Below are 14,552 nucleotides of genomic sequence, written 5' to 3'. Positions count from 1 at the left end.
CACTGCTACGAACAGTCCACCGGACTGTTCATCACCGGGCGGGAACTACGGCGGGACGGGTGTAGCCTTCGTTGACAGCGAGCCATTCCACATCGGCCTTCACCGTGGTCGGCGTGGAACCGATCTCCTTGGCGATACGGGTGTTGGCCCAACCCTTATCGGCCAACTCGCGCACCTTGGCACGGCGATCGGCACGAACTTGATCAGCAGAAGCCTTAGCACCCTTAGCAGCAGTCTTCTTAGCACCACCCTTGCCAGCAGCACCCTTGCGTCCACGCCTCTTCGACGGACCCTGCGCACGCTTCTCCGCCAGCAGACGGAACGCCTCAGCCGGCTCGATCGACTCGGGAGCATACTGCTTCGGCAACGTACGGTTCGTTTCACCATCGGTGATATACGCGCCGTAGAAGCCTTCCTTGATGGTCACCTGCTTTTGCGTTTCCGGATCGACGCCCAGTTCACGCAGCGGTGGCTTGGCAGCGCCACGACCGCGCCCACGGCCATACTTCGGCTGGGCGAACAGTTCCTTCGCCTTATCCAAATCAACCGTGAAAATCTCATCTTCCGAAGCGAGCGAACGCGTATCCGACTTGCCATCGGCACCAGTCTTCGTCAAATACGGACCGTAACGACCATTATTGGCCTGCACGGTAACCGTCTGCACTTCACCGGTCTGCGCATCCACCTCTTCATACGAACCGATTTCACGCGGCAAGCTCAGCAGACGCAACGCATCATCCAACGTCAACGATTCCGGACTCATCGTCTTGAACAACGACGCCATCTTCGGGCGATCGGCAGCCTTCTTAGCGCTCTTGCCCTTCTTCGACTTGCCACCACCAGCCACGTCACCGTCAGCACCAGCATCCGAAGAAGGCATCACCAGCGCAACATACGGCCCGAAACGACCATTACGCACTTCAACGGTGCCTCCGGAAACCGGATCGACGCCAAGAGCGCGCGGACCGCCGGAATGGTTCTCGATCAAATCATGACCGACTTCCACCGTCAGCTCATCCGGAGCGAGCGTATCCGGCAGCGAGGCACGCTTCGGATTGCCCTCATCATCCAGATGGTTCATATCCTCCAAATACGGGCCATATCGACCGACGCGCACATGCAAACCGTCGCCGATCTCGATCGTATTGATCTCGCGAGCGTCGATTTCACCCAACTGCGCGACCTGCTGCTGCAAGCCGGCATGTGCCTCGTCTGCAGACTGCGCGGCACCCTCACCGGAACCGAAATAGAAGCGGGTCAGCCAATTCCTGCCGGTCTCCTGACCGCTCGCGATCTGGTCAAGACCGCTTTCCATATCGGCAGTGAACTCATAATCCACATACCGCGGGAACTTTGTTTCCAGCAATTTGACCACGGAGAACGCGAGCCACGACGGAATCAACGCACGACCGCGCTCATACACGTACCCGCGATCGATAATCGTGGAAATAATGCTCGCATACGTGGACGGGCGGCCGATTTCCTTCTGTTCCAACGTTTTCACAAGCGACGCTTCAGTGTAACGCGCCGGAGGCTGAGTTTCGTGTCCGTCGGCACCAACCGCCACCGCAGCGAGCGCATCGCCCGGATTCATCGGCGGCAGCGACACATTGTCATCCGACTTCTTATCCGCTTTGCTGGATTTGCCGGATTGCGCGGCCTGTTCAACGCTTCCAGCAACATCACCCTTCTTCGATTCGGCGAACGCTCGGCGGCCCTCACCGGTCGCCTTCATAAAGCCGGGGAACTCGATAACGGTGCCGGAAGCCTGGAACATGGCTTCCCCATTCGATTCGGTCGACGCGGACAGTCGCACGGTCGCCGTGGAACCGGTTGCGTCTGCCATCTGGCAGGCAAGCGTGCGCTGCCAGATCAGCGTGTACAGTTTGAGCTGGTCGGCCGGCACTTTGCTTGCGATTTCCGCAGGGTCACGGAATTTCGCGCCCGCCGGCCTGATGCATTCGTGGGCTTCCTGCGCGCCTGCCGTCTTTGTGGCATATTGTTTCGGCGCGTCCGACAGATAGTTTTCGCCGAAATGCTTGACGACCGCTTCGCGTGCGGCTGCGATCGCCTCTTGCGACAGCGTCACCGAATCGGTACGCATGTAGGTGATATAGCCGTTTTCGTACAATCCTTGCGCCGCACGCATGGTCTGACGCGAGCTCATGCCGAGACGATTGCCGGCGGTCTGCTGCAAGGTGGACGTGGTAAACGGTGGAACCGGACGGCGACGGTACGGCTTGGTTTCCATCGACGCGACAGTAAACGTTGCAAATTCCAATGCCTGAGCAATCGCGGAAGCCTGCGCCTCGTCCAACTGCACGACCTGATCCTTCGCACCGGCCGCAGTCAGCTTGCCATCGGCGCCGAAATCCTTGGAACCAGCCAAACGACGGCCACCCAACGACACCATACGAGAATCGAACGCAACATTATTGCCATCGGCATCCGGCGCCTCCAACGTTGCGGTGACATCCCAATACGGGGCACGCACGAACGCCATACGCTCGCGCTCGCGCTCCACGATCAAACGCGTGGCGACGGACTGCACACGGCCCGCGGAAAGACCCGGCCCAACCTTGCGCCACAGCACCGGAGAAAGCTCATAGCCGTACAGGCGGTCCAGAATACGGCGGGTTTCCTGGGCGTCGACCATGTCGTCGTCAACGTCGCGAGTATTGTCAAGCGACGCTTTGATGGCTTCCTTCGTGATTTCGTGGAACACCATGCGCTTAACCGGCACTTTCGGCTTGAGTGTCTGTACCAGATGCCAGGCGATGGCCTCTCCCTCGCGATCCTCATCGGTTGCGAGGTACAGGGTGTCGGCTTTTTTCAACGCGCTTTTCAGCTCGGACACGGTTTTCTTCTTGTTGCCGTCGACGATGTAATACGGCTTGAATCCGTCTTCCACGTCAACGCCGAACTTGCCGAATTTGGTTTTGTCGGCGGCCGGCACCTGGCTCGGCTGCGCAAGATCTCGAATATGGCCGACCGAGGCCATCACCGTATATTCGGAGCCCAAATACCCACCGATTTTCTTGGCCTTGGTGGGAGACTCCACAATCACGAGCTTGCTGCCGGTAGCCATAGCCACTCCTTATTACTAGCGTTTGCAACGCAATAATACTCACTGACCGTATGCAGTTGGCAAACCGTCCGTGTGGCGCGAGCGACCGGTGCCGGAAATTTTCGGCGTGATCGTACGTTTTGCCGTCAGCGTTTCGGAGGGGCCGGAGGTGCGCCGACAAGCCCAAGTTTCGTCAATGGCGAGGCGGTCAGCTGACGCATGGTCAACACCAGCCCGAACACCAACGACGCAACGGAAGCCGTCAGAATCACCGTGGAAAGGTGCGCGCCGGAATTCGTCCATTCCGCACTCATCGCAAGTCCCGGCTGAATCTGCCAAATAATGTATGCGCCATACAGGGTGCCGAGCACGCCGAACGTCAACAGCACGCTGCCGACGATCTGCACGGAAGGCGACGACGCGCGCGAACCGGGCTCATCCATGCCGTTCGCAAACGTCGCGGCAAGCGTGATCATTGCCACTCCGCCGACGATCAGCAATGCCATGATCACGTCGGTCGGCCGGTGCCACTGTCCCGCGATCACCGACAATCCGACGAGTACCGCATACAGCCAGCCGATCACGGCAACGAGCGCACGGCATACGCGAGGCACGGCGCATAGTAGGATCACTCCTGCCGCGGCGGCGAGTATGACATGCCCGGAAGGCGCGGAATTATTGGGATTTGATTCCAGATTGATTAAGTACGGACGTGGCAGCAGCGGCTTCAGCAACTCTGCTGTGGCAAAGCAGATTCCGCCGAATACCGCCAGTTGAGCAATCAACAGCCATCGTTTTCTTACGATGAGTACAGCGAGGGCGATTATCGACATAATCGCGCTTGTTGCGATTACAACGGTGGAAATGGTGAAGACATGCACGACCGGTTCCAGCCATCCCGGCAGGGCCGCATCGAATTTCGACCAGACCATGTCTTCATAGCTTTGGCCTTCCATCGTGCGCACGCCCAACCACCAGACGCCCACCGCGGCGGCAAGCAGCAGCAGACCGAACACCACGCTGAGCATAATGCTCGACACGCGCGGATGACGGGTCAGCGGATCGGCTTTGGCAAGCCCTTCGCTCACTTCACGTGGGGAAAGCACCTGTTCGATCGGATCAGACGGCGGCTGCGGCACGGGAACGGGCGCGACCGGCTGTTCCAGCATATTCGCGGACTTGTGCGGGTCTCGGATGATTGGCTTGAATTCGTCGGTCATAATCATCGAGAATACGGCATTGGCTCTACGGTATGCGCGAATGGCATGAAGATATAAGAAAACCTCCACGCACCCGGAAGAGGCCACTTACCCTTGCTGCATTCCTGCCCTGGGGGAGTTGGGTGACGTACCGCCACGCGGAGGCAAAGACCAGTGTACACCATGCCCGGACCGAACCGCGCCGCAAGCCGCACGAACCGCAGCACAACCCGCGCCACAGACCTCGCACGAACCACACAGACCATGCCATGATCCGTGGAGCAGTCAGCCCCACGATCAGCGACACAGGGAAATCAAACGTCAAAATGCCGCTTCCCCATGTGCGCCCCGCGTTAAGGAGGGCGGACGGGTATGCTTGATGAGGAATCGCACACGAATATTGTGTGTTTGTTTTAAGTTCGGAAGGTTGTTCTTATGACTGAAGCGGTGGAATATCCCGATCTGGTGGTCGTGGGCGCGGGCCTGTTCGGCCTGACCGTGGCCCAGCAGGCCGTGGAGAGGCTCGGCGTGCGCGTGGAGATCATCGACGTGCGCGACCACATCGGCGGCAACGCGTACAGCTACATGGACGAGGAGACCGGCGCGGAGATCCACAAGTACGGCGCGCACCTGTTCCACACGTCCAACAAGCGCGTGTGGGACTATGTGAACAGGTTCACCTCGTTCACCGACTACGTGCACCGCGTGTATGCCACGCACGACGGCGAGGTCTACCCCCTGCCGATCAACCTGGGCACCATCAACCAGTTCTTCCGCGCGCACTACACGCCCGCCGAAGCCAAGGCGCTCGTGGCCGAGCAGGCCGGCGAGCTGGCCGGCAAGGATCCCCAGAACCTCAACGACAAGGGCATTTCGCTGATCGGCCGCCCCCTGTACGAGGCGTTCATCAAGAACTACACGGGCAAGCAGTGGCAGACCGACCCGAAGGACCTGCCCGCGGGCATCATCAACCGCCTGCCGGTACGCTTCAACTACGACAACCGCTATTTCAAGGACACGTGGGAGGGCCTGCCGGCCGACGGCTACACCGCGTGGATGGAGCGCATGATCGACGATCCGCGCATCCATGTGACCCTGGAGACCGACTTCTTCGACGAGTCCCAGCCGTACAACAGGAAGGCTTTGGCCGCGGCCGGCGTGCCGGTGGTGTACACGGGTCCGGTGGACCGCTACTTCGACTACTCGCTGGGCGAGCTCAAGTGGCGCACGGTCGACTTCAAGGAGGTCCGCTACGACGAGGGCGACCATTTCGGCTGCCCGGTGATGAACTTCTCCGACGCGGACGTGCCGTACACGCGCGCGATCGAGTTCAAGAACTTCAATCCGGAACGCGCCGCCTCGCAGAATCCCGACAGGACCGTGGTGTGGGAGGAGTACAGCCGTTTCGCCGAGCGCGGCGACGAGCCGTACTATCCGATCAACACCGAGGCCGACAAGGCGCTGTACGCGAGGTACGAGGAGCTCGCGAAGGCCGAGCCGAAGACGGTGTTCGGCGGCCGTCTGGGCACGTACAAGTACTACGACATGCACAACGTGATCGACACCGCGTTGACCGCGTACGAGGAACAGGTCGAACCCCTCCTCAAGAAGTGACGATACGCATCGTTTCCAAATCGTAATTAAAAATCCCCAATCCACCGACGGTAGATTGGGGATTCCTCATATCAGACGAACCAAAAATCAGGCACGCCACACATCCTTACCAGCTGCCTTGGCGGCGGCGACATCGGCGTCAAGCTGCTCTTCGCTGCCTTCGACCTCGCCCTTGATGAACTCCTCCACCAAGCGGCGGGCCTCGCCATCCTCGTGCTGCACGGCCGGCGACTTCATGAAATAGGAGCTCGGAGCCAGAATCGGGCCGGCCAGATGACGGTCGAGCGCGATCTTGGCGGCACGCACGGCATCGATCACAATACCGGCGGAATTCGGGGAATCCCACACCTGCAGCTTGTATTCCAAGCTCAGAGGCACATCGCCGAACGTAGTGCCTTCAAGACGCACGAACGCGAACTTGCGGTCGTCAAGCCATGCCACGTAATCGGACGGACCGATATGCACGTTATGCGGATCCATATCGTGCGGCACCACGGAAGTGACGGCGCGGGTCTTGGAAATCTTCTTGGATTCCAGGCGCGAGCGCTGCAGCATGTTCATGAAGTCCATGTTGCCGCCCACGTTGAGCTGGTACGTGCGGTCCAGACGCACGCCACGATCCTCGAACAGACGGGCGAGCACGCGGTGCGTGATGGTGGCGCCGACCTGGGACTTGATATCGTCGCCGACGATCGGCACACCGGCGTCACGGAACTTCTGAGCCCATTCCGGATCGGATGCGATGAACACCGGCAGGCAGTTCACGAACGCGCATCCGGCGTCCATGGCGGCCTGGGCGTATGCCTTGTCGGCCTGCTCGGAACCGACCGGCAGGTAGGAAACGAGCACGTCGACCTTCTTGTCGCGCAGCACCTGGGCCACGTCGACCGGCTCGGCGTCGGACTCTTCGATCATCTGGCGATAGTATTCACCCAGACCATCGTTGGTCGGGCCGCGCAGCACTTCGACGCCCAGATTCGGCACGTCGGCGAATTTGATCGTGTTGTTCTGCGACGCTTCGATGGCTTCAGACAGATCCTTGCCGACCTTCAGCGCGTCCACATCGAATGCGGCGACGAATTCAATGTCACGCACGCGATATCCGCCGAAATTGTTGTGCATCAGACCGGGAATCTTATCCTCGTCCTTCGTGTCTTTGTAGTATTCAACGCCCTGCACCAGCGAAGAAGCGCAATTGCCAACGCCAGCGATAGCTACACGAATGCTCATCTGTAAACGACTCCTCTGTTATATATATGCATATATGCGTTTCACAGGTACCAAATTTCAAGCATACCTGCGAAACAGCGAAAAGGCACCTGAAAAACTGATAAAACCCTGAAAATCAGCCGATATTGAGGCAACGTCCTGCAAACTGTCGATTTGTAAAAGAGCTGCGCAAAAAATGCCCCCGCCAAGGCAAACGCACCTATTTCCACCTGATTTCTCAAGTCAATCAGCTACGGTGGAACCTATGGTTTCACACACACGAAGCGTAAGCTCACGCTCAAGAAGCGCCCGCAGCGGCGGCGCCGGCAGCAATCGCAGCAACGCATCCCATAGCGCGCCCAAGCCGCAGAACCACGGATCGCACCGCGCCAACGGACCTAAGAAAAAGCAGAACAAGCGCAAGCATCTCGTGCTGAAGTGGGTACTCGGCATCTTCGCAGCGCTGCTCGCGGCAGGTATCGGCCTGTTCGCCTACATGTATATCACCACGGAAATCCCCGAACCGGAAAAGTTCGCCCTCGCCGAAAAAACCACCGTCTACTATTCCGACGGCACTACGGAAATTGGCAGCTACGCGGAACAGAACCGCGAAATCATCGATTGCGCGGTATTGCCGGATTACGTGGGCAATGCCATCGTCGCGTCGGAAGACCGTTCCTTCTACACCAACAAGGGCATCGATCTGTATGGCATCGCGCGAGCGCTGTATACGAATCTGACCACAGGCAGCCGTCAGGGCGGTTCGACCATCACCCAACAGTATGCGGAACGCTACTATTTGGGCGAAACCACGTCGTATTCCGGCAAGCTGAGAGAAGCGTTCCTGGCCATCAAGATCGCGCAGGCACAAGATAAGAGCCAGGTGCTGTGCAATTACATGAACACGATTTATCTTGGTCGTGGCGCGTATGGCATTCAGGCGGCGGCGAAGGCGTATTTCAACAAGAACGCCAGCGATCTGACCTTGTCGGAATCCGCCATGTTGGCCGGTATCATTCCGGCGCCGAGCTCATGGGATCCGGCCGTCAATCAGGAACAGGCCGAAAAGCGATACGACCGCGTGCTCAGCATCATGAAGGAAGACGGCTACATCACCGCCCAGGAGAAGAAGGAAGCGCAGTTCCCTGCCGTGGCGGAAATACAGCAGAGCAACCAGATGGCCGGCGCGAACGGGTATCTGCTGACCACGGTGAAGAACGAACTGGTCAATTCCAAGGCGTTCACCGCCGATGATCTGGAAACCGGCGGCTACAAGATCGTCACCACGCTCGACAAGGGCATGCAGGACGAGATTCAGCAGGTCGGCGACACCCGACCGGAGGGCATGCCGGAAAGCATTCAGGTGGGCGGCATTGCGGTCGATCCGAAAACCGGTTCCGTGAAAGCCATGTATGCGGGCAACGATTACCTCACCAAGCAGCTCAACAACGCCACGCAGGCCACGTTCGAACCGGGTTCCACCATGAAGCCGTTCGGCTTGCTGGGAGCCGCGCAGGAGGGTGTGAATTTCAACACCATCTTCAACGGCAATTCTGGCCTGACGTTTGAAACGACGCCGGGAACCACCGCGCAGGTGCCGAACGCGTTGAACACCAATTACGGGTATATCAACCTCTATCAGGCGACCGCGAATTCGGTGAACACGGTGTTCATGGAGGTCAACAAGCACCTCGGCGCCGCGAATCTCGCCAAGATCGCGCATCAGGCGGGCATTGAGGAAGACATCGCCGAAGACACCACCTACAACATTCTGGGCATCAACGGCATTACCGTGTGGGATCTGGCGCAAGGCCACTCCACCATTGCGAATGATGGCGTGAAGAACACGCTGCACATCGTCGACACGGTGCTCACGTCCGACGGTTCGAAGGAACTGTACAAGACGGCGCAGGAGAACCAGCAGGTGTTCGATGCGAACGATTGCCATCTGGTACAGAAGGCCATGCAGGGCACCACCACGTATGGCACCGCGGCTGGCGTTTCGACACGTCTCGGACGCCAGGTGGCCGGTAAGTCCGGTACCGCAAACGACGAGAAGGCCGCTTCGTTCGTGGGCTACACGCCGCAGCTGCTCAATGTGTGGGCCATTTGGAATCCTGCGGAAGACGGCAGCGCGCAGGAAGTGCCATCGTTCGCAGGCTATGGCGTTTCCTCCACGGGCTACCCGTCGCATCTGTTCGAGGAGTTCATGTCGCTCGCATTGCAGAATCAGGAGGTGCTGACCTTCACCGAACCGACCGACAACGGCAAGATCGGCGGCCCGGACGGCACATGGGGCACCGGCGCGCAGAAGACCGAGACACGGCAGAATCAGGAGATGCCGAAGGCCGAAGAGAACACCGAGCAGACCACACCCGATCCTACGCAAAACAGCGATCAGAACAGCGCTGGAAACGGTGACGGCGGCAACTCCGGAGACGACGGAGACAGCGGCAATAACGGCGGAGACAGCTCCGGAGACGGCGGCAACGGCGGTAACAGCAGTGGCGACAACTCCGGAGACGACCAGTCGAACGGAGCCCAATAACCGTCGCAACAACCGTTGGCGGCAGGCAAGGCACCCGCTCATTGACGGCAACCGACGCCAGCCGGAACAGCAACCGCAAAAACATTGTGGCGGCAACGAATACCATCGTTGCCGCCACAATGCGTATCAGCATCCTCCAATCACCGGATCGCCATGGCAGACGCCCCCGGACGGTCAATCGTCTGCCATATCGCGATTTTCATCGCTGCAATCCTACTTATGCAATCGTAGGGCGGTGATTTTCGCGCCGTCATGCGCCGAAGCCGAGATGCGTACGATCGCAGCGTCGTCAGCATTGTCGTTTTCTCCGGTATTCTCAATATTTTCTGCGGTTTCCGCAGTTTCTGCGGCATCCGGCAGCGGATACACGTCGATTGCCGTGGGATCGCCATCGATACGACGATGTTCGCCGCGCTGCAATGGCAGGCCGTCGAGCATCACTTCATACGCCGTGTTTTCACCGTCGCTTTCCGCGGAATCGGCAATCACCTCGATTTCCAAACGATGCGCCTGACCACGCCCGCGCATCGCATACTGGAATTCGCCACCAGCCAACGCGCGACGCCAATGCAACGTGCCGTCGGCACCCATCATGTCGTTATCGCCCGAATACCGATGATCGATTTCCGATTGCTGCTGACCGCATGCGATGGTGTCGACAACGGTCTGCTCGCTAGCGGCCTGACGCGCATCGATATCGGCCAGTTGCGCGCGCAACGCACACACGTTGCCATCGTCGGCAACCGGCAGATACACGGAATACCGGCAGCCATGCATACTGCTGAACTCATGCATGTCGAACAGCATGGTACGGCCGGAAACGTCCGTCGCGGCAACGGTGAGGCCATGCACGTACGGTCTGGAAACCTGCGCGCACGCCTTGACCGGATTGCCGTTGATGATCGGCATGGATATGAGCGGACGCAACGGACCGGTGGCAATATGACTCATACGGCCGGCGTCCGCGAATTCGCCGTCCATATCGTCGCTATCCGAAGCCAGCGCCATCACCTTCGGCCCCTTCATGAAACTGACCCAAGGCGAACCGTCCGGCATACGCTCGACGGTGATCCGCGGCCGCAACCGCATCACCACTTCCGCAACGCCGTTCCAGCGCAGACGCAACGGCAGATATCCTTCGGGAATATCGTTGGTGCGTGCCGGATCAAGCGTGCAGACGGCGCAGGTGGCTTCCATCACGCCGTAATGCTCCGCCCACCACGGACGGCGCAGAAACAGCGTGGTTTCCCGCAAACCACCGGGAGTATCGGGAACATGCTCGGCCGTGGATTCCAATGTGAACGTCACCGTGTAATCGACGCCATCCTCAATGCGAGCGGCGCGCTGCGTGATGCGCAGACCCTGCTCCGGGCAGTCGAAGGTGGAATCGATGTACAGATTGACCAGCAGGCGCGTAGCTTCCGCCTCGGCATTGTTTGAAACGGTATTGCCCGTCTCGGCGGCAGAACTGGCAAAACCAGCAGCAGCCGAATCAGCCGAATCCTGCGCAGCCGGCCGCTGCAGCGCGTAAATCAATCGTCCATATCGGGCGTGATTCTCCAATCCCGAACCGACGCAACACCAGAAGCATTCCTGAGGTGTGGAATAGGCACGATAATGCTGCGATCGCATCGGCGTGAAATACACGAATCCCGGCTGCTTCGGATTGATGGTGGACAGCAGGTGATTTTCCAGCACCCGCTCGTAGAAGTTGATATAGTCGGCGCTGCCGGAACGCAGCCACAGTCGTTCCGCAAGTTTCGACATGTTGTACGAATTGCAGGTTTCCGGGCCTTCTCGCGATTCGATCATGGATGAAAAATCGTCCGTCGGGTGGAAATGCTCGGACACGGAATGCGCGCCGATGCTTACGGAACGGTGATGTACCACGGAATCCCAGAAGGTGTTAGTGGCGGCGTCGGCCTGTTCATCGTTGCAAATCGCGCCCAAACGTTCCCATCCAAGCACTTTGGGAATCTGCGTGTTGGCGTGCATGCCGGTGAGCACATCCTCGCCTTGCGCCAGCGGGTCGAAGATGGCGTGGTCTTTGAAGCGGTCGGCCATCACATGGTAGCGCTCCTCGCCGGTACGCGCGTACAGTTCGGCGAACGATTCGCACATGCCGCCGAATTCGCTCACCAGAATCCTGTCGAAGGTCTCGTCGTCCAGCGGCTCGGCGATACGGCACCACCAATCGGCCAGATCAAGCACGACGGTACGTGCCAGCTGCGAAGTCTGTTCATCGATAGAAGCAAAATCGGCCCATGTATCCAACAAACCGGCGAACGTTTTGTGAACGTTGTACATGGGCACCCATGCGTCGTTCATCGAGAAATTCTGCGATTCAACATCGCCTGCGGCAAGGCGCCCGAACACGGTGCGGGAATCAGGCACACCACCCACATACCCGCGCATCACAGCATCGCCGGCAAACGACTGCTGGCATTCATGCCATGACCGCACCACGGTGGCGGCGCGGTCGATGAACGGTTGCGGATCGTCTGCGACTTGCGCGAATCCGACGCAAGCCGACAGATAATGCCCTGCGATATGGCCGTCAAGCCCCGTTTCCTCCCAATTCGGGTACGACGTTACCGGATTGCCGTCGGCATCGGTCGGCTGCGGCAGTCCCGCCTCCCTGCGGAAGGGATATAGCAGGCGATCGACGTCGAGATCAAGCAGGTACCGCGCGCCGGCCTGTTGAGCGTCAAAATGTTCTCCTGGCAGTAGCCTCACCTGCTGTAGAGGGACCCGTTCGAGAATATGCGAAGTCATATGCGCGCTCCTTTGCGTCGTCTACATACGTGTATCGAATACGTGTACAAACGTTTTTTACGAGAATACAGAACAAGGCCGCCACCGTGGGGAGGAGCCACGCCGACGGCCTTGTTCTATGCACCAAACGGTGCGGTTATCGAAGGAAGGAAAACAAGGTTCAATTATGGATTTTCAATTACGGATTGTTTGATCAGGCGATGAAGTTGGGCTTTACTTCATGCCGGTCATGGCGATGCCTTCGACGAAGCGCTTCTGCACCAAGAAGAAGACCACCAGCAGCGGCAGTGCGGAGATCAGGGCGCCTGCCATCACCACGCCGTACGGGGTGACGGAGGAACCGTGGCCGGTCAGCATTGCGAGGCCTGCGGTGATGGTGCGGGTCTCCGGCTTGGAAGTCATGATCAACGGCCAGAGCAGGTCGTTCCAGTTGCCCATGAAGTTGAACATGCCCACGGTGAGGATGGCCGGCACCGCGTTCGGCAGGATGATCTGCGCGAAGATGCGGAATTCGCCTGCGCCATCGATGCGGGCCGCGTTGTCGAGGTCCTTCGGAATGGAGATGAAGAACTGGCGCAGCAGGAAGATGCCGCCGACGTCGGCCATACGCGGGATGATGATGCCCCAGTAGCTGTTGATGAGGCCCATGTTGGCGAGCAGCTTGTACACCGGGATGAGCAGGGCCATGCCCGGGATCATCATGGTGGCGATCAGCACGCCGAGCAGCAGGCCACGGCCCTTGAAGTTCACACGGGACAGGCCGTAGGCGGCCAGGGAGTCGAAGAACACGGAGATGATGGTCACGGCACCGGCGAAGATGACGGTGTTGAGCATTTCTCGGCCGATCGGCAGACGTTTGAACAGCGACTGGTAGTTTTCAAGGGTGAACTGGCTCGGAATGAGCTTCGGCGGCCAGGTCTGCGTGATGGCGTTCGGGGTGAACGACACCAGCACGACGATCAGCAGCGGGAAGATCATCAGGATGGTGATGAGGATCAGTGCGAAGTAGCTGAAGCCCAGGCCGATGCGACGCTTGCGGGTCGCCTGCTTGCGAAGACGCTCGTTTTCGGCGTTGATGCGGGCATTCTCTTGCTCTTGTGCGGAAAGAGTCGCGGTGCTCATGCGATTTCCTCCTTCTCATGCTTGTTGTTGGTGTACAGCTGGATGAGGCCCACGATGAGCGTCATGATCAGCAGCACGTACGACAGTGCGGATGCGTAACCGAGCTTGCCGTTGCCGAATGCCTCGGTGTAGATGCGGTACACGATGGTTTCGGTGGCGCGTGCCGGGCCGCCGGAGGTCAGGATGAAGACCTGATCGAAGACCTGGAAGGAACCGATGAGGCCGAAGATGACCACATAGTTGAAGGTCGGGCGCAGCGCCGGAAGGGTGATGTAACGGAACTTCTGCCATGCGGAGGCGCCGTCGAGGGAAGCGGCCTCATACAGTTCGGCGGAGATGCCCTGCAGACCTGCGAGGAAGATGACCATGAAGTAGCCGAAGTTTTTCCACACGGTGATGAAGACGATGGCCGCCATGGCGGTTTCGCGGGTGCCGAGCAGATCGACGTGCGCGATGCCGGTCAGCTGCTGGATCCAGTACGGAACCAGGCCTAGCGACGGGGAGAGGATGAACTGCCATGCGATGGCGGCGACGGTCAGGGAGATGACGAACGGCAGGAACATGCAGGTACGGAAGAATCCGACGAACTTGAGGTCCTTGCGGTTGAGCAGCAGTGCGAACGCGAGTGCGACGATCACGACGATCGGAGCGTAGGCCACTGCGTAGACGAGGGTGTTCTTGACGTCGGTCCAGAAGTCGGCGCTTTGGAACAGCTTGACGTAGTTGTCGAAGCCGACGAACTTGCCGGCGCGGTTGATGCGGTCGGAAGTCAGAGACGTGATGAACGTCTTGATTGCCGGATAGAAAACGAAGATTGCGAGAACGATGAGGGCCGGTGCGGTGAACAGCAGGCCGGTGCGCAGGTTGCGGGCCTGAATCGCCTTCTTGTTCTCCTTGGCCACTGCGGAATGCGCGGATCCTGGGGCGGCAGTTGCTTGTGCCATTATCTCCTCCTTAATGCCACCAGGGATGTGTTTTTAATACAGCAAAAGGCCACGTCGCTGGCGTGAGGGCCAGC

General features: G+C 59.2%; 8 protein-coding genes and 1 other RNA gene. 2 read left to right on the top strand and 7 right to left on the bottom strand.

Annotated elements, in window-relative coordinates:
* Positions 1-31: 31 nt before the first annotated feature.
* The 3 genes from topA to ffs form a co-directional block, all read right to left on the bottom strand.
* Entirely contained in the window at positions 32-3,088 is a 3,057-nt protein-coding gene (topA, locus tag BBPC_RS00845; RefSeq protein ID WP_004220265.1) for a type I DNA topoisomerase, read from the bottom strand.
* 125 nt (positions 3,089-3,213) lie between these two features.
* Positions 3,214-4,287 carry a phosphatase PAP2 family protein gene (locus BBPC_RS00840; RefSeq protein ID WP_033524234.1) on the bottom strand — a complete coding sequence of 358 codons (1,074 nt, stop codon included), beginning with the start codon at positions 4,285-4,287 and terminating at the stop codon, positions 3,214-3,216.
* 53 nt (positions 4,288-4,340) lie between these two features.
* An RNA gene (gene ffs, locus BBPC_RS09425) (signal recognition particle sRNA small type) lies at positions 4,341-4,437 on the bottom strand.
* Positions 4,438-4,701: 264 nt separating this feature from the next.
* Between ffs and glf the strand changes: the two genes are divergently transcribed.
* Positions 4,702-5,880, top strand: a complete 1,179-nt coding sequence (gene glf / locus BBPC_RS00835; RefSeq protein WP_004220268.1) for a UDP-galactopyranose mutase — start codon at positions 4,702-4,704, stop codon at positions 5,878-5,880.
* 87 nt (positions 5,881-5,967) lie between these two features.
* Here the strand turns inward: glf and BBPC_RS00830 are convergent, their stop codons facing one another.
* Positions 5,968-7,110 (bottom strand): inositol-3-phosphate synthase, encoded by a 1,143-nt coding sequence (locus tag BBPC_RS00830; RefSeq protein ID WP_004220270.1) that lies wholly within the window; start codon positions 7,108-7,110, stop codon positions 5,968-5,970.
* Between the two features lie 244 nt (positions 7,111-7,354).
* On the opposite strand from BBPC_RS00830, the gene BBPC_RS00825 reads away from it, so the two are divergent.
* The gene (locus BBPC_RS00825) at positions 7,355-9,637 is read left to right on the top strand and encodes a transglycosylase domain-containing protein (RefSeq protein ID WP_033524188.1); all 2,283 of its coding nucleotides are present in this window, start codon (positions 7,355-7,357) and stop codon (positions 9,635-9,637) included.
* A gap of 213 nt (positions 9,638-9,850) precedes the next feature.
* On the opposite strand, the gene BBPC_RS00820 is transcribed toward BBPC_RS00825, so the two are convergent.
* From BBPC_RS00820 to BBPC_RS00810, 3 genes are all read right to left on the bottom strand, one after another.
* On the bottom strand, positions 9,851-12,412 hold the full coding sequence (locus BBPC_RS00820; protein WP_004220277.1) for a beta-L-arabinofuranosidase domain-containing protein: 2,562 nt from the start codon (positions 12,410-12,412) through the stop codon (positions 9,851-9,853).
* A gap of 213 nt (positions 12,413-12,625) precedes the next feature.
* Entirely contained in the window at positions 12,626-13,534 is a 909-nt protein-coding gene (locus BBPC_RS00815) for a carbohydrate ABC transporter permease (protein WP_004220280.1), read from the bottom strand.
* A complete protein-coding gene (locus BBPC_RS00810; RefSeq protein ID WP_004220281.1) occupies positions 13,531-14,478 on the bottom strand; it encodes a carbohydrate ABC transporter permease in 948 nt (315 codons plus the stop codon). The genes BBPC_RS00815 and BBPC_RS00810 overlap by 4 nt, the downstream gene beginning before the upstream one ends.
* Positions 14,479-14,552 lie beyond the last annotated feature (74 nt).

Source organism: Bifidobacterium pseudocatenulatum DSM 20438 = JCM 1200 = LMG 10505 (assembly GCF_001025215.1).
Taxonomy (GTDB): Bacteria; Actinomycetota; Actinomycetes; order Actinomycetales; family Bifidobacteriaceae; genus Bifidobacterium; species Bifidobacterium pseudocatenulatum.
The sequence above is the reverse complement of the archived record's forward strand: the minus strand, read 5'-3'. Positions and strand labels throughout refer to the sequence as shown.